This window comes from Embleya sp. NPDC008237, assembly GCF_042956465.1.
GTDB lineage: Bacteria > Actinomycetota > Actinomycetes > Streptomycetales > Streptomycetaceae > Embleya.
In genome coordinates this window covers 38,243-60,034 of record NZ_JBIBGL010000019.1, presented here as the reverse complement: position 1 = coordinate 60,034, position 21,792 = coordinate 38,243, and the positions used below count along the sequence as shown (strand labels likewise).

Below are 21,792 nucleotides of genomic sequence, written 5' to 3'. Positions count from 1 at the left end.
CCCCCGGGCCGCATCACCCTCGGAGGAGACCATGGACGACGCCAGGCAATGGACGCTGGTCGCCACGTCCGCCGCACATGCCCGCGATCGCGCCGACCACCCGGCGATCATCTGCCAGGACCGCCGGGTCGACTACGCGCAGCTGCACCGCATGAGCAACCGCGCGGCGCACGCCCTGCGTTCGGCCGGCATCGGGCACGGCGCCCGGGTGGCCTGGCTGGGCCGCGAGTCCGAGTACTACTACACGATCGTGCTCGCGTGCGCCAAGGTCGGCGCGGTGCTGGTGCCCGTCAACTGGCGGCTGACCGCGCGCGAGGCGGATCACATCCTGCGCGACTCGGGCGCGCAACTCCTGTTCTTCGACGGCGAGTTCGACCCGGTGATCGCGCCGGTACAACCCACCCTGCCCGCGCTGAGGACGCTCGTGCGGATCGACCGCGGCGACGACGTCGGCGGCGGTCTGCACGCGTGGTGGGCGGACGCGCCGGACACCGACCCCGACACCGCGGTCGATCCCGAGGACGCGGTGGTGCAGATCTACACCAGTGGCACCACGGGCCTGCCCAAGGGTGCCGTGGTGCCGCATCGCAGCTTCTTCACCTTCCCCGCCGCGATGCGTGCGGCCGGTGTGGACTGGGTGGACTGGCTGCCCGAGGACGTCAACCTGATCTCGCTGCCCGGCCTGGGCACCGCGGGCACCGCGTGGTTCTGGCAGGGTTTCAACGCCGGTCTGACCAATGTGGTCATGCGTGCCTTCGTCGCGCAGGAGGCGGTCCGGCTGATCCGCACGCTCGGCGTGACCACCACCTTCGCCGCGCCCGCCATGTTGCGGATGATGCTCGACGAACGCGAGGCGAGCCCCGAGGCGTTCGCGTCGATGCGCAAGGTCGCCTACGGCGGCGAACCCATCTCCACCAACCTGCTGACCCGGAGCCTGGAGGTGTTCCGCTGCGAGTTCGTGCAGATCTACGGCAGCACCGAGACGGCCAGCGTGCCGGTGTGCCTGCCACCTGCGGACCACCGCCCCGGCAGTCCGCTGCTGCGCTCGGCCGGCCGGGTGTGTCCGGGCAACGAACTGCGCATCCTTGACGGCGAAGGGCGGGAGCTGCCGGCCGGCGAAATCGGCCAGATCTGCATCCACACCCCGTCCCGCATGCTGGGGTATTGGAACCGCCCCGAGGCCACCGCCCGCACGCTGCGCGACGGTTGGTTGTACATGGGCGACAACGGCTACCTCGACGAGGACGGCTACCTGTACGTCTGCGACCGCATCGACGACACCATCATCGTCGCCGGACAGAACATCTATCCGGCCGAGATCGAGAAGGAACTCGCCGAGCATCCCGCCGTCGCGGAAAGCGCGGTGGTCGGCCTCGACGATGCCCGCTGGGGAGAGGCGGTGCACGCGTGCGTGGCCTTTCGGCCCGATCGGCGGGCCACACCGCGCGAGTTGATGCTCTTCCTGCGCGGTCGAGTCGCCGACTACAAGATCCCGACCGCCTATCACGTCATGCCCGCGCTTCCGCGCAATCCCGCCGGGAAGATCCTGCGCCGGGTGGTCCGGGAGCGGTTGGAGAGTGCACGGACCGTGCCGGACACGGACACCGCAGGCCACCGGTCTGCGACGACAGCCGAGGCAATGGAAGGAACTTCACGGTGAGCACCGCGATAGCCAGGAAGATGTCCAGGCCGGGCCAGTGGTTTCAGCCCGCCGAGGCCGACCCCGAGGCCCGGATCCGCCTGTTGTTGTTCCCGCACGCGGGCAGCGGGGCGATCATCTACCGGGACTGGCCCGAAGTGTTGCCCGCCGACATCGGCGCCCAGGCGGTGACCCTGCCGGGCCGCCAGGAGCGCCGCGGCGAGACCTCGTACACCGAGTGGCAGCCCCTGGTGGAAGGGCTGTACGAGGCCGTGCTCGGCGCCTCCGACCACCGCCCGTTCGCCTTCTTCGGACACTGCCTCGGCGCGCAACTCGCCTACGAGTTGGCGGTGCGCATGGAGCGGGACGGGGTACCGGGACCGCTCATGGTGGGCATGTCCGGCTGGGCGCCGACCGGATTCTTCTGCCCGACGGACGAGCACATCGAGATGCCCGAGGAGCAACTGGTCTCCTGGATCAAGCGACTCGGATCGTTCCCGGCCGAGATCTACGACAACCCCGCGATGTTGGCGATGGTGATCCCCGCCCTGCGCGCCGACCTGTCGGTGGCCGCCCAGCGGGTCGACCTCGGCGCGTTGGTGCCGTGTCCGCTGGTGTCCTACGGCGGTCGCAGCGACGGACTCCAGGAGGAGGCGGACGCGTTCGAGTCCTGGATCCCGCGCAGCCCGCAGTATCTGGGGCACCGGGAATACCCCGGCGGTCACTTCTTCATCGACACCCACGTGGAAGCGATCACCCAGGACTTCTGCGGTCACCTCTACCGACTGGAGGCCGCCGCGCGCGGTTGATCCGCGCGTGCCGGCCCGACCGCCGTCCCGGTACCCGTCAAGGAGCACGCCATGCCCCGCTCTGCCCTGCCCCACTTCGGGATCCTGTTGCCGACCCGCGAACTGGCCATCGTCGGTGCCCTGGACGCACGCCCGCTGATCGACTTCGCCGTCCGGGCCGAACTGCTCGGCTTCGACTCGTTGTGGGCCGGGGACTCGCTGATCGCCCGGGCGCGGTTGGATCCGCTGGTGGTGCTGTCCGCCGCCGCGGCGGCCACCCACCGGATCGGCCTGGGCACCGCGGCGCTGACCCCGGCCCTGCGGCATCCGTTGATCGGCGCGAACCTGATCACCAGCGTGGACCACGTGGCCGCCGGCCGGTTGACCCTGGGCCTGGGTTCGGGCTTCCCGATCCCGGAGACGGAACGGGAGTTCGCCGCCGTCGGGGCGGCCTACGCCGGGCGGGCCGGCCGCCTGGACGAGATCGTCGACCTGTGGCGCCGGGCCTGGAGCAGCGGCGAACCCGGCGCCCGGACCGACTTCGTCGGCCGGCATCTGCAGGCCGCGGACCTGGACCTGCTGCTGCGTCCGGCGCGGATCGGCGGGCCGCCGCTGTGGCTGGCCGGCAGTGATACGCCGGCGGTGCTGCGCCGGGTGGCCCGGCGTTACGACGGCTGGTTGCCGTACCTGCCCTCGGTCTCCGCCTACGCACACGCGTGGCAGCAGATCGGGAAGCTGGTCCGCGAGGCCGGGCGGCCGGCGGACGCGGTCACCCCGGGGTTGTACGCGACCGTCAACGTGAACCGGGACGAGGCCGCGGCGGAGGCCGAGTTGGAACACTACGCGCAGCGCTACTACCGGCGTTCGCTGGCCGAGATGGCGCGGATCCAGGCCTACGGCTGGGGTTCGGCGGCCAAGTGTGCGGACTGGCTCTCCGGCTACGTCCGCGCCGGGGCCCGGCACATCGTCATCCGGGTCGGCTCGCTGGAGCCCGCCGGACAGCTCGAGGAGATCGCCGAGCGGGTGTTGCCGGCGATTCACCGGTGACCCTGCCGGTGGCGTTTCCCGTCGCCCGTGGTCGGCCCGTCGCATGCGTGCGCGGGTCGAGCACGGGCGATCGGCGTTGACCCACCCGAACGGTGGGCGGCGCGGATGCGCACAGACCCGGACGAAGGGGATCGGCCGAAAGCAGACCGGCCGGAGGTGATCCGGCCGAGGACAGACCGGGGGTCGACGATGGCCGGGTCGAAAGCGGACCGGCCGAACTCCGCGGAGCGCGGGCGGGTCGTGCGCCGGCCTCGTCGGTCCGCGGTGCCTCGTGGGGTGCCTGCGTTGCCGGCCCGTGCCGACCGCGACGGGTCTCCGGCTCCGGGCCCCGCATCGGCGGTGACGCCGGCGGCGGGCCTTCGGCCCGGTTCTGCGTGTGCGGAGAGGGCAGGATTCGAACCTGCGTGGACTCCGTGGAATCCGACCTCGGCAATGCCTTCGGTCCCCGATCAGCCGCTCCGGGCACCTCTCCCGATCCCGACCCGAGTCCCGGGGACTCGGTGCCGTTCACGTGTTCCACTGTGCCGGCCCCCGCTGACCGGGCACTGACATCGCGATGACGTCTGCCCCTGTCCTCAGGTGGACCGCACGTGCAGCGAGGGGTCCTGTTCCAACACGGCCCGTTCGTAGTCCCGCATGATGGGCGACGGCGACAGCCCCAGTTCCTCGGACAGTTGGATGTGCAACCCTCGGTAGACGTCGAGCGCGTCGGTCTGTCGGCCGCAGCGGTACAGCGCGACCATCAGCTGCTGGCGGAAGCGCTCGTTGTAGGGGTGCTCGACCAGGAGGGTCTGCAGCTCCGGGATGATCCGCCGGTGCTCGAAGTTCTCCAGCTCACAGTCGAAGAGGAATTCGAGCAACGCGAGCCTGGTCTCCTCGTAGCGCGCGGCCGCGGCCTGACACGCCTGACCCACGTGCGAGCCGCCGTAGATCGGTCCCCGCCAAATCTTGAGCACGCCACGTATTTCCCGGGCCGCCACGCCGCGCGGAAGATTGCCGAATTTGATCCGCTCGTATTCCTGGATGAAGACCGCCACATCGAGCGTCGCGCCGTCCAGAATGAGGCGATATCCCGCGTGCTCGGTGAGTAACCTGGTTTTCTCGGGATCGTCCTCGAGCGCCGCGAGCTTGCGGCGAAGTCGACTGACGTGTGCCTGGATGGCGTTCTCGACCACAACCGGAGGGTTACTCCCCCACATTTCGTCGATCAGGCCGCCTCTCGATACCGGACTCCCTTCGGCTATCAGCAGCGCGGCCAAGAGCGTTCGTTGGAGCGTCCCCGACAATCGCAATTCCCCCTTTTCCGATCTTGCCCCGATGGCTCCCAGCAGCTGGAACGTAAGCATCACGCCTCCTGCGCATCCACACCCTGAATCGTACGAACCGGGCAGTCAACCCCCGGGAAGGCGAAAGCGCGCCGCCGAAAGCGGCGCACGCCATTCCCCTCCGGCCACCCGGCCCGGCGAAGCACACGGCAACCCGGCCATACGACAGCGAGTCCCCCGTACCCCCGGGCCGACGGCGCGACTGTGTTCCCCCACACCCGCACCGCGGCCGAGCCCGAGCCGACCAACGTCAAAAAAGACGTCGACATCGGGCATTTCGCAATTATGCGACAAATTTTAAACGCCAGAAAATCGATCTTCATCCCCGCGCCGAGATCTCATACCCCCGATGGTCAAAGACGCAGCACCAGTCATTGGTTGGCCCAAACATATCACCTCGTCTTTTTGATCACCCCCGATCCATGACCGATCGGCAGTCATCGGCAGAATCGTTGCACATTACCCTGCCATGCCTACAAGAGTATTTACGAATCATTTGCCGGAAGTCGGACGCACCGGCTTTTCCGATCTTGGCACCGGAATGCCGCGGATCAAGAAGCGTCGAGCCCAACCGCGGTCAGAACCGTGTCAGAGCGAGATCAGACGCATCGCGCAGTGTGTATTCCGACAGGCCGGTGAAGGCGTCGAGGGATCATCTCCAGGCCCCGCATCCGGAAATGGTTAACGGCGAGACAACGGGCGGTGGACCGGCCTTGGACGAGTTCGGGACTCACGGAAATCGCTTTCCCAACATCGTAATCATTTTCAACCCGCGGGCCGGCTCCACGACCGCCGAGTATCTCTCGGCGGTCACCGACATCCTTCGGGAGCACTCGGACGACGTGCGGGTCGCGCCCACCGAACACCCCGGACACGCCACGGCGTTGGCGGCCGAGCTGGCGGCCGGCGCCGAGCGCGCCGACCTGGTGGTGTCCATCGGCGGCGACGGGACGCTGCGCGACGTGGTGGCGGGCCTGGTCGGGGGCGGGGCCGCCGCACCGCCCCCGCTGGCCGTCCTGCCCGGCGGCACCGCGAATTCCAACTACCGCTCGTTGTGGGACGACGTCCCGTGGTGGCAGTCGTTGCACGCCGTACTCGCCGGCGAGGCCGAGCACCGTCGCCTGGACCTGGCCCGGCTCGTGGAACCCGATCGGCTGGTCGTACTGGGCCTGAGCACGGGCCTGTTCGCCGACGCGACCGCCCGGGCCAGGTCCTCGCCCATCGCCGGGCGCCCGCGCTACCAACAGGCCATCGCGGAGTCGTTGCGCACCTATCGGCCCTATCCCGGCCGGGTGCTCGTGGACGGGACGGTGGTCCAGTCGGGCCGCACGATCCTGGCCAACGTCGGCGGCGGACGGCATCGGGCCGGCGTGCTGAACGTACTCCCCCGGTCGATCCGCGACGACGGACTGCTGGACGTGTGCGTGCTGGACCCCGACACCCCCGCCGAGACGGCATTGGAACTGATGCGCACCGGCGGCCATCTCGACTCGGCGGGCTCGACCTATGCCCGCGGCCGATCGGTCACCCTGGAGCGACTGGACGGCCTGCCGCTGCATTTCGAGCACGACGGTGAGGTGGTGCCCACCGAGCGCGGCACCATCACCGTCGAGGTGCTGCCCCGCGCGCTGCACGTGCTCGCCTCGCCGAAGCGAACCGGCGGGTGAGCGGCCGCCGGGTCGAGGCCGCCGCCCCCGAAGCGCCGACCGAGGGCGACGGCGGGCCGCTGGAACAATTGGCCCACTGGGCCGCCGGGTTGGAACTGTCCGACGTCCCGCAACGCGTGATCGACCTCGCCGCCACCCACGTGCTCTCCCAACTCGCGGCGATCCGAACCGGGTTGCAGCAGCCGGACGGACACCGCCTGGTCCGCGCGCTGGGCACCCCGTTCCAGGCCGACACCGCGCAATCCGCGCGCGTCCTGGGCGGGGTCGGCGCGTGGCTCAATCTCGACGACACCGCCTACGCGGGCCATCTGGGCCCCTCGACGGTGGGCGTCCCGCTCGCCTACGCACACGCTCTCGGGCTCTCCGGCGCCGAGTTGCTGCGCGCGGTGATCCTGGCCGACGAGTGCGCCGCGCGGATCACCTCGGCGGCCACCCTGGGCCCCTTCCGCGGCCAGACCGCGCTGCACACCCACGTCGTCGGCGCGGTCGCCGGCCGACTCGCGTGCGAACGGGCCCCGGCCGGACGCTGGCTCGACGCCCTCGCACTGGCCCTGAGCGCGCCGCCGTGGACCCTGCTGCGCGGCTTCATCGCCGGCGACGCCCGACTGCTGCACGTCCCGGTCGCCGTCCGGATGGGCCTGGACGCCTGCGACGCCGCGGCCGGTGGCCTGCACGGCGCAGCCGACATCGTCGAGCATCCCGACGGCTTCCTCGCCCGGTTCGCCACCGTGCCGCTGCCGGACGCGCTGACCCTGGGATTGGGGCGGCGCTGGCACACGGAGACGCTCTCGTTCAAGCTGCACCCCGGCGGTCCCGGCATCGACGCGGCCGTCGACTGCGCCGTCGACCTGCACACCGACCTGGGCACGTGGGCGGTGGAGGACGTGCGCGAGGTGATCGTGGAGTGCTCCGTCTACACGCTCTTCGCCGCCCGCAAGGCCCGGCCCTATCTCGACGGGCCGCGCACCCCGATCGGTGCGCTGGTGCTCGATACCCCCTACCCGGTGGCCACCGCGCTGTTGACCGGGCAACTGGTCATCGAGGACTTCGCCGCGCCCCGGGTCGACACACCCGAGCGCTGGCGACTGGCGGCCAAGGTGCGACTCGTGCACGACCCCGCGATGACCCGCGAACTCCTGGCCGGCGACGCGCCGTTCGGGGAGGCGCTGCGGCAGGCGGGCGATGCGGGGCGAGCCTGGCTCGCGGAGTTCGGCGGCGCGGAGTTGCTCGATCTGGCTCCCGCATCGCGCGCACCGGCCGGGGACTTCACCGCGGCCGAGAAGCCGACGCCGGCCCGGGTGCGGGTCGAACTGCACGACGGCCGGGTGCTGGTCCGCGAGTACCGCATTCCCCGGGGTGGCCTCGGCCCGGAACTGCGGTCCCGGCACCGGGAGTTGATCGCCGCCAAGTTCCATGCCGCGGGCGGGCCGGCCGCGGTGACCCGGCAGTGGCCCGGGCTGGCGCGGACCGACCCGGCCCGGCTGCGCGCGCTACTGGAACGGGCCGTCGGCCGGTGAGCCTGCCGCGTCCGGCGCGAGCAGTACGTCCAGCGCGTGCAGCGCGCCGTCCGCGCGGCCGGCCGCCTCGGCGTCGTCCGGGTCCGCGCACAACGCGAGGAAGCCCTCGGTCAGTTGTGCCTGCATTTCCTCGATCGAATTCTTCTCGACATCCGTGTGCGTACTCGCGCTCATCGACATCCGCATCTCCCGTCGGTCCGGATCACCATGGCCTCGTTCGCTCGCTCGTCACATCGCATTCGCGGCCCGCCAGATATTGACGAACCCCTCCGCACTCGCCCCGTCCGGAAATCCCGCGTACTCCGTGGTGACCAGGGTCGGATTCCACTTGTCCTTGTAGGCCAACTGGGACGAGGCCGGGTAGACGACCTGATTCTCCCAGAGGTAATGCATCAGCCACTTGAAGCCCGGGCTGTGACCGGGCACCTCGCGCTCTTCCTCCAGCGTGGTGAACGGCGTGAAGCCGAAATGCAACCAGGGCACCCCCTCGGCGCGGAAGGTATCGATCGCCGCCTTGTTGCAGGCCTCCATGACACCTGCCGGGCTTTCCGGCAGACGCCGACTCAGGTCGTGCATCCATCCCTCGTACGTGCCGTACACGGGTGAATAGGAGACGTATCCGATGGCCTCGCCGTCGATGTGCCCGAGGAACAACCGGCGCAGCCGTTGCATGTCGCCGCCCGTCTGGCCGACCAGGTATTCCAGCGGGCGGGCGCCCTCGCCCTTGAGCGGGAGCCAGCGCCGGTCGATGTCGGCGACGCCCTCCTTCCACTGCTCGTAGTCGGCCTCCACCACGGTCAGGCCGCTGCGCAGGGCCCGCGAGATCTTGTTGCGCAGCTGCATGTACCGGGTCCCGGCGACGGTGAAGCCGCCCAGGTCGACGGCGTAGGACGCGCCGACCTGGTTCACCGTGTAGCCGTGCCGGGCGTGGATGCGGGCGTCGTGCAGCTGGAGCTGGATGATCGCCTGGCGCCGGCCCCGGGCCGCGGTGTACTCGGTGAAGGCCCGCATGAGGTCCACGTACGACTCGTCCGGCGCGAAGGGTCCGCCGAACTGGACCAGGTATTCTCCGGCACTGCGGTAGACGATGATTCCCGGGCGGCCCGGCAGCGTGAAATACGAATTTCCTCGGTTGACTGCGAGGAAGGAACTCGGGTTTTCCGCGCGCGTGTATTTCCGAATCGCCTCCAGCGCGTATTCCGCCGAGGCGTGTGCCGCCTCCGTCACTGTTCCCCGTATCATTCCCTGTGTCATTGGGTCTCCCTGCCCGTGGCGTCACGATCCACCGCTCATGATGATGCGGAGCACCGCCGCACGCAATGCCGGAGAGAGTTTGTCGGCCGGCCGTCAGTCCGGCGTCATCGCCGTGTCAGAACATCGCCTTCGGTGCCGGATATCGCGTCATCAGAATGATGTCAGGAGGCAGTCAGAGTGTCGTGTGACGGTGGGCCCACGGCATTCCCTTCAAATACCGGAGGCGACCCCGGATGCTTTCTCTCGACATCGCCCGCGACACCTGCGAGCGTCACCATCCCGGCCTGCTGAAGGCACTGGACGCGCTGCCGATGCCCGAGCGCGAGGCGCGCGACAGTCCCGTGGTGGACATCTTCAAGGAGCACGGCGGCGCGGCTCTGCTCGTGCCCCGGGCCTACGGCGGCGTCGGCGCGGACGCCTTGGACGCCGTCCGGGTCACCCGGGCACTGGGCGCGTACTCGCCCTCGCTGGCGGCCGGCGCCACCATGCACAACTTCACCGTGGCGATGTTGTTCGCCCTCGCGGACCGGGTGGTGCCGCCGACGCCGGAGCAGAAGCGATTGTTGGCCCGGATCGCACCCGAGGGCATGTTGTTGGCCTCGGGCTGGGCCGAGGGGCGCACCCAGCAGGACATCCTCAGTCCGTCGGTGACCGCCGAGGCGGTCGCGGACGGGTTCGTCGTCAACGGCGCGAAGAAGCCGTGCAGCCTCTCCCGCTCGATGGACCTGCTCACGGCCAGCGTCACGCTGCCCGACGCGGACGGCCGGACCTCGCTCGCGGTGCTGCTGATCCCGGCGGACTCCGCCGGGATCTCGGTGCACCCGTTCTGGGACAGTCCGGTGTTGGCCGCCGCACAGAGCGACGAGGTGCGACTGCACGACGTGCACGTGCCCGAGCACCTGGTGATCCGGGGTACGGCGGACGATCCCGGCCGGCTGGACGATCTCCAGGAGGCCACCTTCGTCTGGTTCGAGCTGTTGATCACCTCCGCCTACGTGGGCGCGGCGTCGGCGCTGACCGAGTCGGTGATGAAGCGCGAGCGCGGCACGGTCACCGACCGGGCGGCGCTGGGCATCCAACTGGAGGCGGCCGTCGGCCTGACCGAGGGCACCGCCCGGGCGCTGCGCGACGGCGTCACCGGCGAGGAATCCGTCGCCGCGGCGCTGACCGCCCGGTTCGCCATCCAGAAGTCGCTGGCCACGGTGTCCGAGCAGGCGGTGGAACTCCTCGGCGGCATCGCCTTCATCAAGTCGCCGGAGATCGCCTACCTGTCCTCGGCCCTGCACCCCTTGGCCTTCCACCCGCCCGGCCGGACCTCGTCCTCGCCGCACCTCGTCGAGTACTTCAACGGCGGACCGCTGCGGATCTGAGCCCGGCACCCTCGACCAGTGGAGTTCAGATGGATCAGGTCAACGTGTTCGAGTCCCCTACCACCTTCCGCCTCCACCGCGGTGAATACCTGGTCGGGCTGGGCGTCTCGCTGGCGCTGTTCATCGCGCACAGCGGCGACGTGCGCTGGCTGCCGGCCGTCCTGCTGTTCGTCTACATCGACCTCATCGGCTACATCCCCGGGGCGATCGCCTTCCGGCGCAGCTCCACCGGGCGCATCCCCAAGGGCTACTACATCGCCTACAACACCATGCACAGCCTGATCACCCAGGCGGCGGTGATCGGCGTGTGGATCTGGGTGAGCGGTGCGGAGTGGGCGCTGTTGGCCGTCCCCATCCACCTGTTCGCCGATCGAGGCGTGTTCGGCAACTTCCTCAAGCCGTTCGCGTTGCCGTTCGAGCCGGTCCCGGACGAGGACTTCGCCCGGCTGTCGCGGCGGTTGTTCGGCAAGGGCCGCGCGGGCGGCGAGCCGGGAGCGGCGCCGGCGCCGGCATCGACCCCGGCGGCGGCCTCCGTCGCCCGGCCGAGCCGATGAGCGCGGGGTCGGCCGGCCCGGAGCCGACGGTCGGCGTCGCCGATCGGCCTCGACCCGGCGGCGACCGGGCGCGCGAGTTGCGCGAGATGTCGCGACTGCTGCCCACCGGCGTGGCGGTGTTGACCTCGGCGTACCGGGAGTCGGCACACGGCGCCACGGTCTCCACCACCACGGTGCTCTCCCAGCAGCCGCTGCGGCTCGGGGTGTGCCTGCGCGGCGGCTCGCCGATGACCGAGCTGATCCGGCGCAGCGGCCGGTTCTTCGTCAACGTGCTCTCCTCGCGTCAGGCCCTGCTCGCCGACTGGTTCGCCAATCCGCGCCGGCCGGCCGGGCTCGCCCAGTTCGACCTGGTCCGGTCCGAGCTCGATCCGGGCACCGACATCCCGCTGTTGGTGGACGCGTTGGCGTGGTTCGACTGCCGGTTGAGCGATCACATCCCGCTCGGCGGGGGCGAGGACCTGCTCGTGGCGGAGATCGTGTACGCCCGCGCCGGGTCGGGTCGGCCGCTGATCGGCTTCGCCGGCCGGCTGCACGACGTCGAGTTCCACGGGGTGCGCCGCCGGCAGGGCTGGCGCGCCGACACCACGACCACCCTCGACTGAGCCACCCTCACGAACCGGGAGTTCCCGTCATGGCAACGTCCATACCGCCCGAGACCGATTGGGATACCGCGCCGGGTCTGCTCGACGGCGCGATGAACCTGGAATTGACCGCCGAGCAGTGCGGCCTGGCCTACTGGCTGCGCGGGGTCGCCCAGGGCACGTTGCGCGACCGGGTGCGGACCGGGCACACCGCGGCCGAGCCCACGCCGGAACACATGCGCGTGGACGGGCCGTTGCGCGATGCGCAACTGTTGGAGCTGGGTTGCCGCTCGGTTGCCGAGGAGCAGGGCACCCGGGCGCTGGCGCACTATGTGGCCGGCGCGCCCGGAGTCGCCGAACTGGACTTCTTCGCGACCCAGTTGATCGACGAGGCCCGGCACTCGATGGTCTTTCGCGGGCACCTGGTGGAGCTGGGTGTGCCCGCCGCCGACCTGCACGCGACGATCGACGAGCTGACCACCGACTACCGGCACGACGTGCTGGACCCGATCCTCGACTTCGCGGTGCGCACGGTGCGCGACGAGGGCGACTTCATCGGCGGCGTCGCGGTGTTCACCGTCGTCATCGAGGGTGTGTTGGCGCCGGCGGCCGAGTTGAGCGAGCGCAAGTGGTGCGTGCTCGACCCGGCCGCAGCGGCGATCGCCCGAGGGGCGGCGATCGACGAGATCCGCCATCTGACGGTGGGCAGTTCCATCGTGCGCGAGCACCTGCTGCGTCATCCCGAGTCGCACGACCGGCTGTTGCACGTGATCCGGCGCGGCCGGTCGTTGTGGGACACCATTCCGGACCGGAAATACATCATGGTCCGCGAGCACCTGTTCCAGGAGGGCCTGCGGCAACACGCCGATCTGGTGGGCGACTACCAGGTGTGGCCGGGGACTCGGCTGGTGGACACCGACGCCGAGGAGCGTTACGCGAGGGCCGAGCGCTGGACGGACGAGATGGCCGCGATCCGCCTGGCGTACATGGGCCTGCCGGAAGCCGTCGAGATCCTGCGGCTGACCTGAGATGACCGGCTCCGCACCCGACGCGCCGGGCCGCGACTTCCGGCGCACGCTGACCACGCCGAAGATCGTGTTCATCATCATCGCGGCCGCCGCCCCGCTGGCCGCGATGGTGTTCACCGTCCCGCTGTCCTTCGCCATCGGCACCGGTCCCGGGGTCCCGGCCATGTTCGTCTTCGCCGGTGTGACCCTGCTGTGCTTTTCCGTGGGCTATGCCGCGATCGCCCGGCGGATCAGCAACATGGGCGGTTTCTACGCGCATATCGCACACGGCCTCGGCCGCCCGATCGCGGCCGGCGCCGGGTTGTTGGCGGTGCTGGCGTACAACGCGGCCACCGTCGGGGTCCTGGGCGCCTTCGCCTACTTCACCCAGGACGTGGCCGCCGGTCACGGGCTGGATCTGCCGTGGGAGGTCTGGGCGTTCGTCGGGCTGCTCGTGGTGGGCGCGCTGGGCTACCGCGAGGCGGAGCTCAGCGCGCGGTTGTTGTCCGCGTGCATGATCTGTGAGATCGCCATGTTGTTCGCGCTGGACATCGCCATCCTGAGCCGGCACGGCACGGCCTCGCTGCCGCTCACCTCCTTTGCCCCGGAGCATGTGGTCGCCCCGGGGCTGGGCGTGTCGGTGATGTTCGGATTCGCATCGTTCCTCGGCTTCGAGTCGGCGGCCCTGTACGCCGAGGAGGCCAAGGCGCCGCGGCGCAGCGTGCCGCGGGCCACCGTGATCGCCGTGGTGGTGGTCGCCTCCTTCTACGCGCTCACCAGTTGGGTCGCGGTCGGCGCGGTGGGCCCGGGCCGCGTCCGCACCGAGGCCGAACAGCACTTGGGCGACCTGTTCTTCCGGCTCGGCGACAGCTATCTCGGGCACCCGGCCACCGTCACCATGCAGGTGCTGTTGTGCACGAGCCTGTTCGCCGCGTGGTTGGCGTTGCACAACGCCGCCAACCGGTACATGTACGCGCTGAGCCGGGACGGGCTGTTGCCGGCCCGGTTGTGCGCGGCGCACGGGCGGCACGGGTCGGTGCATCGGGCGAGCCTGGTGCAGAGCGGCTTCAGCGTGGTGGTGGTGGTCGCGTTCGCCGCCGCCGGCCTGGACCCGTACGTGAACATGTCGACCAGCATGCTGGGGCTGGGCACGCTCGGCATCATCCTGCTCCAGGCGTTGGCGTCGGTGGCCGTGGTGGGCTACTTCCGGCGCCGCCGCGAGGGTCGGTGGCAGACCCTGGTCGCGCCCGTGCTGGGGGCCGTGGGGTTGACCGCTGCGGCCGTTCTCGTGGTGTCCAACTTCGACGTGCTGACCGGGACCACGAATCCGGTGGTCACCGCGCTGCCCTGGTTGTTGCCCGCGGTCACCGTGGCCGGCATCGGGTTCGCGTACCGGTTGCGCGTGGCCCGACCGGAACGGTACGCGCGCCTGGGCGGCATGCCCGCGCCGGCCGGACCGACCCTCGATCCGACGGCGGCGGCACCGGCCCCGGATGCGCGCCCGACGGATGCCGCCGGCAGCCTCGCCCCGACGGCGCAGTGACCGGGTCGGCGTACCGCACACCGTCTAGCGAAGCGAAAGGACCGGCCCTGATGGCTCACGACGACGACGCCCCCTCGGACATCCCGTTCGGGCCCGAGGACGCCCCGTGGCAGAAGACCTTCAGCGACCTGCGGCTCGTCGGCGGCCCCCGGTACGGCACTCCCCCGTCCGCCGACCCCCGGGACGCCTACATCGGCGTTCCGGAAGTGCCCTTCGCCAAGGTGCAGTTGCCCCCCGGCGGGCTGGACCCCGGACAGTACGCCGAGGCCGAGGCGCTGTTCCGCAGCCACATCGACACGCAGACCCGCAACTTCGCGGGCTACCAGGTCACCAGCGACCTGGACTACCGGTCGCGTCTTGCCCACTACCTGGACCGACATCTCAACAACGTCGGCGACCCGTTCCAGTCCAGTTCGTACACGCTCAACTCCAAGGTGCTGGAGCGGGCGGTGCTGGACTACTTCGCATCCTTGTGGCACGCCAAGTGGCCGCACGACGAGCGCGATCCGGAGTCGTATTGGGGCTATCTGCTCACCATGGGCTCCAGTGAGGGCAACCTCTACGGTCTGTGGAACGCGCGCGACTACCTGTCCGGCAGGCTGCTGCGCGGGCACGACCGCGGCGCGGGCGCGATCACCGGCGAACAGGCTCCCGCCGGCGAGGGACAGAGTCCCAACGCCTTCCATCCGATCGCGTTCTTCTCCGAGGACACCCACTATTCGCTGACCAAGGCCGTGCGGGCGCTGGCCATCGACACCTTCCACGCGGTCGGCAGCACCCGCTACCCGAACGAGAATCCGCTTCGGCCCGGGACGCCCTGGCCGACCGAGGTGCCCTCCACCGCGGACGGGGCGATCGACATCGACCGACTGGCCGTCCTGGTGCGCTTCTTCGCCTCCCGCGGGTATCCGATCCTGGTCAGCCTCAACTACGGCTCCACGTTCAAGGGCGCCTACGACGACGTCGCGGCGGTGGCCCGCACGGTGCGCGGGATCTGCACCGAGTACGGGCTGCACCGGCGGCGGATCCGCCGGGCCGCGACCGGCGACCACGACGAACGCTCGGGGTACTGGCTGCACATCGACGGTGCGCTGGGGGCCGGGTACGCGCCGTTCCTGGAGATGGCCCGGAACGTGGGCATGGTCGACCAGGCGCCGCCGATGTTCGACTTCCGGATCGCCGACGTCAACTCGCTGACGATGAGCGGGCACAAGTGGTTCGGTACGCCGTGGGCCTGTGGGGTGTTCATGAGCCGCACCGGCCTGCAGATGACCCCGCCCAAGTCCTCGGAGTACATCGGCGCCGCCGACACCACGTTCGCCGGCTCGCGCAACGGCTTCTCCGCGCTGCTGATGTGGGACCACCTGGCCCGGCACTCCTACGACGACCAGGTCCGGCTGGCGGCCGGCTGCGATCGACTGGCCGGGTACGTGCACGAGCGGCTGCTCGACCTCCAGCACCGGCTCGGCCGGGACCTGTGGGTGGCCCGCAGCCCGCAGGCATTGACCGTGCGTTTTCGGCAACCGCGCGCGGAGATCGTCCACCGCTACTCGCTCGCCGCCGAAACCGTTCCGGTGGACGGCGTGCCGCGCACGTACGTGCACCTGTATGTGATGCGGCACCTGAGCAGGGGACGGGTGGACGAGTTGATCGCCGACCTGCACCGCCCGGGCGCGTTCCCCCCGGAGCCGTCGGCCGACCCGCCGTGCCGGCCGCGCCGTCGGGTCGTCACGTGAGGCGGCTCCCGACGTCGGTGCTCGGCCGTTCGGCGATGGCGGTGCATGCCGGACGCACGTGGAACGCACGTCGGGCGGCGTCGAAAATCCTTCGACGCCGCCCGACGTTCCCGCCTTCCAAAGATCCGGGATCCGGGATCCTGGATCCGGGACGCCGACAACGGGTCGGCGCATGTCGGTCGCCGGATCCCGGTTCGGGTCCGGGGTCAGCAGCAGCGGGTCTGCGGGTGCTCCTCGCGCCGCCTGGTCCGCCAGGCCTCGTAGGCCCGGCGGGTGGGGACCGGCCGATCCGGATGCTCGCGCAGGTGTCGCAGGCAGTGCCGGTCGTAGTCCGCCGCACCGGAGATCTCCCGCAGGTACCACCGGATCCACCGGATCAGCCGGATCGGCGCGATCCGACCGGCGGCGCTCGGGGCCGGCCCGGTCACGACCGATCCGCCCGGTCGCCGAAGCCGCCGCCCGTCCGGGCGAGTTCCTTCTCCCGCGGTGCGCCCACCGGTTCGAGCACCAGCGTCGATGCGACGTAGGGCGTCTCGGTGGTGGGCACGGACCCGCCGGCGCGGACCGCACGTACGCACACGATCGCCGCGTTGCCCATCACGAGCGCGATCAGCACCAGGAACAGGGCGATCAGGACGCCGTCCACGGTGGAGTTCAACACCACGGTGTGCATGTCGTCCATGTTCTTCGCCGGGCCCAGTACCTTGCCCGCGTCGATCGCATCGGCGTAGCGGTCGCGTTGGGCGAAGAAGCCGACCCGGGGATCGTCGGAGAAGATCTTCTGCCACCCGGCGGAGTAGGTCACCGCCACGTCCCAGGCCAGCGGGACACCGGTGACCCAGGCCCAGCGCAGCTTGCCGCACTTGATCAGCACGGTGGTGGCCACGGTGAGCGCGACCGCGGCAAGCAGCTGGTTGGCGATGCCGAACAGCGGGAAGAGCTGGTTGATCCCGCCGAGCGGGTCGGTGGCGCCGGCGTAGAGGAAGTAGCCCCAGAGGCCGACCACCGCGGCGCTGGTGATCCAGATGCCGGGCTTCCAGTTGGTCCGGCCGATCGGCTTCCACACGTTGCCGAGCATGTCCTGGAGCATGAAGCGGCCCACCCGGGTTCCCGCGTCCACGGTGGTCAGGATGAACAGTGCCTCGAACATGATCGCGAAGTGGTACCAGAACGCCTTCATCCCGGAACCGCCGAACACGTCGGCGAAGATCTCCGACATGCCCACGGCCAGCGTGGGTGCCCCGCCGGAGCGGGCGATCAGGGTCTTCTCCTCGACGGCCGAGGCCGCCGCGCGCAGGTCCTCGGGGGTGATCGTGAAGCCGAGGCCGGCCACCGCGTGCGAGGCGCTCTCCGCGGTGGCGCCGAGCACTCCGGCCGGGGCGTTCATCGCGTAGTACAGACCGGGGTCGATCACGCACGCCGCGATCAGCGCCATGATCGCCACGAACGACTCCATCAGCATGGCGCCGTAGCCGATCATCCGGACCTGCGACTCCTTCTGGATCAGCTTCGGCGTGGTGCCGGAGGAGACCAGGGCATGGAAGCCGGAGAGCGCGCCGCAGGCGATGGTGATGAACAGGAACGGGAACATCGACCCGGCGAACACCGGCCCGGAGCCGGAGCCCGCGAAGGAACTGATCGCATCGGTCTTCAGGTTCGGCGCGGCCACCAGCACGCCGACGGCGAGCAGCACGATGGTGCCGACCTTCATGAAGGTGGACAGGTAGTCGCGCGGGGCCAGCAGCAGCCACACCGGCAGCACCGACGCGACGAAGCCGTACCCGACCAGACAGAACACCAGGGTGGTCGGACTCCAGGTGAACGCGTCGCCCAGCGCGGTGTCCTCGATCTGCCCGCCGCCGACGATCGCGGCCAGCAGCAGCGCGACCCCGATCACGCTGGTCTCCACCACCCGACCGGGTCGCAGGAAGCGCAGGTAGACCCCCATGAACAGGGCGATCGGGATGGTCAGCGCGACCGAGAAGGTCCCCCACGGCGAGTTTGCCAGCGCGTTGACCACGACCAGGGCGAGCACCGCGAGCAGGATGATCATGATCACGAACACCGCGATCAGCGCCGCGACGCCGCCGACCCGGCCGATCTCCTCGCGGGCCATCTGGCCCAGGCTCTTGCCGTCCCGGCGCATGGACAGGAAGAGGATCACCATGTCCTGCACGGCCCCGGCGAAGATCACCCCCACCACGATCCAGATGGTGCCCGGCAGATAACCCATCTGTGCGGCCAACACCGGGCCCACCAGCGGCCCGGCGCCGGCGATCGCGGCGAAGTGGTGGCCGAACAGCACCCGGCGGTCGGTCGGTTGGAAGTCGACGCCGTCGTCGAGCCGCTCGGCCGGGGTGGCCCGGGTGTCGTCCGGTTCCAACACTCGTCGGGTGATGAAGCGGGAGTAGAAGCGGTAGGCGATCGCGTAGGAGGCGACCGCCGCGAAGATCAGCCAGACGGCCGAGATCTCCTCGCCTCGGGCCAGGGCGACCACGCCCCAGCCGGCCGCGCCGATCAGCGCGACGACGGTCCAGATCAGGATCGTTCTCGGGTGGTACGAACGCGGGCTGCGGGTGTCGGTCGTGGTGGGCACGCGTACTCCTCATCGGGCAGGGGACGAAAGAGCGACGGACGAGAGCCGCCGGATCGGCCGGGGGCGACGGCCTAGCCGGATCGGTCGGTCGGCGCAGTCGGGCCGGGGGCGACGTCGGGCCGGGGGACGGCGTGGGTCAGGGATGTCGCCGGTCGGGCCGGCGCAGCAGCAGGTGGGCGATGAACATGGCGGCGGCGCATCCCGGCACCCACGCGAGTTGGTACCAGTAGAAGAACGGGATGCCGGCCAACTCCGGCCCTCGGCGCGCGTACGCGGGCACCCACAACAGCGCCGCGACGGGTGCGGTGAGGCAGCCGCCGGCCGCGATCCGGCGTGCCGCACGGGCCCGTGCGGCGGTGGACGGGACACGGTCCCCGGTCATCGCGCCTCCTGCGGTTCGGTGCTCCGGGCCGCCGGTTCGCCGGCCCTGTGGAAGAGTTGCGCGGGCTCGCGTTTTGGTTGACAGCCGATGACAGCCGATGTCCAACGGATCTCCGCGAGGTGCCCGACCGGTGCCGCGGGCGTTTTCGGCCACGCCGGCACGCCGGAGGCGGCCGATAAAGTCGGTACGCTCGCGGCAACCGTGCCCGGGCTCGCACGCCGATCCGGACGGTGACGGATGACCCACGGGGCCATGACCGCGGCCTTCCTGATCGTCGTCGGCGGCGCCTCGCTACTGGCCGTGACCGCGCCGCGGCTGCACCGCAGTCACGACCTGCCGTCCCTGGAGAACTGGGCGCTGGCCGATCGCGGCCTGGGCGCGGTCTGGACCTGGTTCCTGCTCGGCGGCACGATCTTCACCGCGTACACCTTCACCGCGGTGCCCGGCCAGGTGTACGGCCGAGGCGCGTCGGCGTTCTTCGCCCTGCCGTACACGGTGATCGTCTGCCCGATGGCCTTCGTCCTGCTGCCCCGGTTGTGGACGGTGGCCCGCCGGCACGGCTACCTGACCGTCGGGGACTTCGTCCGGGGCCGGTACGGTTCGCCGGCACTGGCCCTGGTGGTCGCGCTGACCGGGATCCTGGCCACGATGCCCTACCTGGCCCTTCAGGTGCTCGGCATCCGTGCCGTGCTCGCCGCCGCCGGGCTGCATCCGCGCGGCGCGGCCGGGGACGTGGGCATGGTCGCGCTGTTCGCCGGGCTGGCGATCGCCACGTATCGGCACGGGTTGCGGGCGCCGACGGTGATCTCGGCGCTGAAGGGGGTGGCCATCTTCGGCTCCGCCGCGGTGGCGGTCGTGTTCGTGCTGCGCCGCTTCGGCGGGCCGGGTCCGGTGTTCGAGGCCGCGGATCACCGGCTCGCCGGGCGCGGGCCGGTCGACGCGTCGCTGGTGCTCGGCCCGCACCAGCAGGCGGGCTTCGCCACCCTGGCGCTCGGTTCGGCACTGGCGCTGTTGCTGTACCCGCACGTGCTGACCGCCGGGTTCGCCGCCGCCGGCCCCGACACGCTGCGCCGGGTGTCGATCGCGCTGCCCGCGTGGACCTCGGTGCTGGCGATGTTCGGCGTGCTGGGCATCGCGGCGCTGGCGGTGGACGTCGACGCGCCGTCGGGCACCGCCGAGGCGGCCGTGCCGCTCCTGGTCGACCGGCTGCTGCCGGCCTTCCCGGCCGGTCTGGTGTTCGGCGCGATCATCGTCGGCGCGCTGGTGCCGGCGGCGGTGATGTCGATCGCCGCCGCGACCTCGTTCGTGCGCAATGTCTATGTCGAGTACTTCCACCCGACGGCCACGCCGAAGCGGCAGATGCGAGTCGCCCAGCTGGTGTCGCTGATCGCGAAGGTGGGTGCGGTGGCGTTCGTCTTCGGACTGCGCGATCAGGCCGCGATCAACCTGCAACTGCTGGGCGGAGTGTGGATCCTGCAGATCTTCCCGGCCGTGGTGATCGGGTTGTTCACCCGACGTCTGCACCATCGGGCGCTGCTGGCGGGCTGGGCGGTGGGCATGCTGGCCGGTACGGTCGCGGTCGTGCGGGAGGGCTTCGTCTCGCTGGTCCGGGTCGAACTGGGAGGTCACGGCGTGCAGATGTACGCGGGGCTCGCCGCGCTGCTGCTCAACCTGGCGGTCACCCTGGCCCTGACCGGGGTGTTCGACCGGGTCGGCGCGGCACGCGGTACGGACACCACGGCCCTGCCGTCCCGGCTGACCGGCCGGGGCATCGCGGGGAAGGAGGCGAACGGCTCGTGAAACGCCTGCGCCGCGATGCCGACGCGCCGCCGGCGCCGCGCACCGTGCCCGCCTCGGAGCAGGCCGCCCCGGGCAGGGCTCGGGTTCCCGGCACGGCGCACATACCGGGCCCGGCTCAGGTCTCGGGCCCGGTGCCCGTCCCGCCGTCGGCGCCGCAGCTCGCGACGAGCGCGGCCGACTCCGACCGCGAGGTGCAGGTCGCGCGCCTGTTCGACCTGCACTATCCCTCGATGCTCCGGCTCGCCACCCTGCTCGGCGCCGACGATCCGGAGAACATCGTCGCCGAGGCCTACTACGAGATCTACCGCAAATTCCGCAAACTGCGTACACCCGAAGCCGCAGCGGCCTATCTGCGCTCGGTGGTGTGCAATCTGGTCCGGATGCGAATACGCCATCTCCAGGTCGCCCGCCGACACGTCGAGGAACCCGTGGACACGGTGGCCTCGGCCGAGACCTCGGCGCTGTTGCGCGACGACCAGCAGGCGCTGATCCGTGCGCTGCGCGAGTTGCCGGCGCGCCAGCGCGAGGCACTCGTGCTGCGCCACTGGCTGGGGCTGAAGGAGAAGGAGATCGCGTCGACCATGGGCATCTCGGTCGGCTCCGTCAAGACGCACACCGCGCGTGGGCTCGCCACTCTCACGCACGCGATGGAGGTACGGCGATGAACAACCCTCCCGACACCGAGGCGAGCACCCCTCCCGGCACCGAGGAACAACTGTGCGAGGCACTGGAGATCCTGGCCGCCGGCATCCACCCGGCCCCCGACGCGTACCGCACCGCGCACGGCGACTGGCAGCGCCGCGAACGCCGCCGCCGGCTGATCCTGGCCGGCCTGATCGTGCTGGTCTTCACCCTGGCCACGGTGATCGGCGTCCTGGTCCTCAACCACGCGCCCGCCGATGCCGGCCCGACCTTCGAGCACCCGCCCGCCCCGTGACGTCCGCCGCGTGCCGCCCACCGGTGACGCCGGCTGCGTGACGCCCACC

General features: G+C 70.7%; 20 protein-coding genes and 1 tRNA gene. 14 read left to right on the top strand and 7 right to left on the bottom strand.

Features of this window, described 5'->3' with window-relative positions; all coding sequences use genetic code 11:
* The first annotated feature begins 31 nt into the window (after positions 1-31).
* From ACFZBU_RS38045 to ACFZBU_RS38035, 3 genes are read left to right on the top strand one after another with little or no spacing between them, the layout of a single operon-like run.
* Positions 32-1,660 carry a long-chain-fatty-acid--CoA ligase gene (locus tag ACFZBU_RS38045; RefSeq protein ID WP_391588329.1) on the top strand — a complete coding sequence of 543 codons (1,629 nt, stop codon included), beginning with the start codon at positions 32-34 and terminating at the stop codon, positions 1,658-1,660.
* Positions 1,657-2,448, top strand: a complete 792-nt coding sequence (locus tag ACFZBU_RS38040) for a thioesterase II family protein (RefSeq protein ID WP_391588328.1) — start codon at positions 1,657-1,659, stop codon at positions 2,446-2,448. The genes ACFZBU_RS38045 and ACFZBU_RS38040 overlap by 4 nt, the downstream gene beginning before the upstream one ends.
* A gap of 51 nt (positions 2,449-2,499) precedes the next feature.
* Positions 2,500-3,474, top strand: coding sequence for an LLM class flavin-dependent oxidoreductase (locus ACFZBU_RS38035; RefSeq protein ID WP_391588327.1), 975 nt, complete (start codon positions 2,500-2,502; stop codon positions 3,472-3,474).
* Positions 3,475-3,853: 379 nt separating this feature from the next.
* Here ACFZBU_RS38035 and ACFZBU_RS38030 read toward each other — a convergent pair.
* Together ACFZBU_RS38030 and ACFZBU_RS38025 are read right to left on the bottom strand one after the other, a co-directional pair.
* Positions 3,854-3,946 (bottom strand) — tRNA-OTHER (locus tag ACFZBU_RS38030).
* Between the two features lie 103 nt (positions 3,947-4,049).
* A complete protein-coding gene (locus ACFZBU_RS38025; protein ID WP_391588326.1) occupies positions 4,050-4,820 on the bottom strand; it encodes a BTAD domain-containing putative transcriptional regulator in 771 nt (256 codons plus the stop codon).
* 692 nt (positions 4,821-5,512) lie between these two features.
* Between ACFZBU_RS38025 and ACFZBU_RS38020 the strand changes: the two genes are divergently transcribed.
* Together ACFZBU_RS38020 and ACFZBU_RS38015 are read left to right on the top strand one after the other, a co-directional pair.
* On the top strand, positions 5,513-6,466 hold the full coding sequence (locus ACFZBU_RS38020) for a diacylglycerol/lipid kinase family protein (RefSeq protein WP_391588325.1): 954 nt from the start codon (positions 5,513-5,515) through the stop codon (positions 6,464-6,466).
* A complete protein-coding gene (locus ACFZBU_RS38015) occupies positions 6,463-7,983 on the top strand; it encodes an MmgE/PrpD family protein (RefSeq protein ID WP_391588324.1) in 1,521 nt (506 codons plus the stop codon). The genes ACFZBU_RS38020 and ACFZBU_RS38015 overlap by 4 nt, the downstream gene beginning before the upstream one ends.
* Here ACFZBU_RS38015 and ACFZBU_RS38010 read toward each other — a convergent pair.
* Both ACFZBU_RS38010 and ACFZBU_RS38005 read right to left on the bottom strand, forming a co-directional pair.
* On the bottom strand, positions 7,957-8,157 hold the full coding sequence (locus ACFZBU_RS38010) for a hypothetical protein (protein WP_391588323.1): 201 nt from the start codon (positions 8,155-8,157) through the stop codon (positions 7,957-7,959). The two genes, ACFZBU_RS38015 and ACFZBU_RS38010, sit on opposite strands and share 27 nt — an antisense overlap.
* Positions 8,158-8,211: 54 nt before the next feature.
* Positions 8,212-9,237 (bottom strand): phosphatidylglycerol lysyltransferase domain-containing protein, encoded by a 1,026-nt coding sequence (locus tag ACFZBU_RS38005; RefSeq protein ID WP_391588322.1) that lies wholly within the window; start codon positions 9,235-9,237, stop codon positions 8,212-8,214.
* A 233-nt stretch (positions 9,238-9,470) separates the two neighbouring features.
* Between ACFZBU_RS38005 and ACFZBU_RS38000 the strand changes: the two genes are divergently transcribed.
* From ACFZBU_RS38000 to ACFZBU_RS37975, 6 genes are read left to right on the top strand one after another with little or no spacing between them, the layout of a single operon-like run.
* Positions 9,471-10,607, top strand: coding sequence for an acyl-CoA dehydrogenase family protein (locus ACFZBU_RS38000; RefSeq protein WP_391588321.1), 1,137 nt, complete (start codon positions 9,471-9,473; stop codon positions 10,605-10,607).
* Positions 10,608-10,636: 29 nt separating this feature from the next.
* Positions 10,637-11,161: a hypothetical protein gene (locus tag ACFZBU_RS37995; RefSeq protein ID WP_391588320.1), complete on the top strand. Its 525-nt coding sequence runs from the start codon at positions 10,637-10,639 to the stop codon at positions 11,159-11,161.
* A complete protein-coding gene (locus ACFZBU_RS37990) occupies positions 11,158-11,763 on the top strand; it encodes a flavin reductase family protein (protein WP_391588319.1) in 606 nt (201 codons plus the stop codon). Before ACFZBU_RS37995 ends, ACFZBU_RS37990 begins: the two co-directional genes overlap by 4 nt.
* Before the next feature lie 29 nt (positions 11,764-11,792).
* The gene (locus ACFZBU_RS37985; RefSeq protein WP_391588318.1) at positions 11,793-12,770 is read left to right on the top strand and encodes a VlmB-like protein; all 978 of its coding nucleotides are present in this window, start codon (positions 11,793-11,795) and stop codon (positions 12,768-12,770) included.
* A 1-nt stretch (position 12,771) separates the two neighbouring features.
* A complete protein-coding gene (locus ACFZBU_RS37980; protein ID WP_391588317.1) occupies positions 12,772-14,292 on the top strand; it encodes an APC family permease in 1,521 nt (506 codons plus the stop codon).
* Between the two features lie 50 nt (positions 14,293-14,342).
* Complete coding sequence (locus tag ACFZBU_RS37975; protein ID WP_391588316.1) at positions 14,343-16,028, top strand: pyridoxal-dependent decarboxylase; 1,686 nt, start codon at positions 14,343-14,345, stop codon at positions 16,026-16,028.
* 206 nt (positions 16,029-16,234) lie between these two features.
* On the opposite strand, the gene ACFZBU_RS37970 is transcribed toward ACFZBU_RS37975, so the two are convergent.
* The 3 genes from ACFZBU_RS37970 to ACFZBU_RS37960 all read right to left on the bottom strand — a co-directional run bounded on the left by ACFZBU_RS37970 (position 16,235) and on the right by ACFZBU_RS37960 (position 19,006).
* Positions 16,235-16,456 (bottom strand): YbdD/YjiX family protein, encoded by a 222-nt coding sequence (locus ACFZBU_RS37970; RefSeq protein ID WP_391588315.1) that lies wholly within the window; start codon positions 16,454-16,456, stop codon positions 16,235-16,237.
* The gene (locus ACFZBU_RS37965; protein ID WP_391588314.1) at positions 16,453-18,624 is read right to left on the bottom strand and encodes a carbon starvation CstA family protein; all 2,172 of its coding nucleotides are present in this window, start codon (positions 18,622-18,624) and stop codon (positions 16,453-16,455) included. The genes ACFZBU_RS37970 and ACFZBU_RS37965 overlap by 4 nt, the downstream gene beginning before the upstream one ends.
* A 136-nt stretch (positions 18,625-18,760) precedes the next feature.
* Positions 18,761-19,006 (bottom strand): DUF3311 domain-containing protein, encoded by a 246-nt coding sequence (locus tag ACFZBU_RS37960; protein WP_391588313.1) that lies wholly within the window; start codon positions 19,004-19,006, stop codon positions 18,761-18,763.
* A 237-nt stretch (positions 19,007-19,243) separates the two neighbouring features.
* Here ACFZBU_RS37960 and ACFZBU_RS37955 point away from each other — a divergent pair, with 237 nt between their 5' ends.
* From ACFZBU_RS37955 to ACFZBU_RS37945, 3 genes are read left to right on the top strand one after another with little or no spacing between them, the layout of a single operon-like run.
* The gene (locus ACFZBU_RS37955) at positions 19,244-20,806 is read left to right on the top strand and encodes a sodium:solute symporter (protein ID WP_391588312.1); all 1,563 of its coding nucleotides are present in this window, start codon (positions 19,244-19,246) and stop codon (positions 20,804-20,806) included.
* Entirely contained in the window at positions 20,803-21,471 is a 669-nt protein-coding gene (locus ACFZBU_RS37950; RefSeq protein WP_391588311.1) for an RNA polymerase sigma factor, read from the top strand. Before ACFZBU_RS37955 ends, ACFZBU_RS37950 begins: the two co-directional genes overlap by 4 nt.
* Complete coding sequence (locus ACFZBU_RS37945) at positions 21,468-21,743, top strand: hypothetical protein (RefSeq protein ID WP_391588310.1); 276 nt, start codon at positions 21,468-21,470, stop codon at positions 21,741-21,743. Before ACFZBU_RS37950 ends, ACFZBU_RS37945 begins: the two co-directional genes overlap by 4 nt.
* The last annotated feature ends 49 nt before the right edge of the window (positions 21,744-21,792 follow it).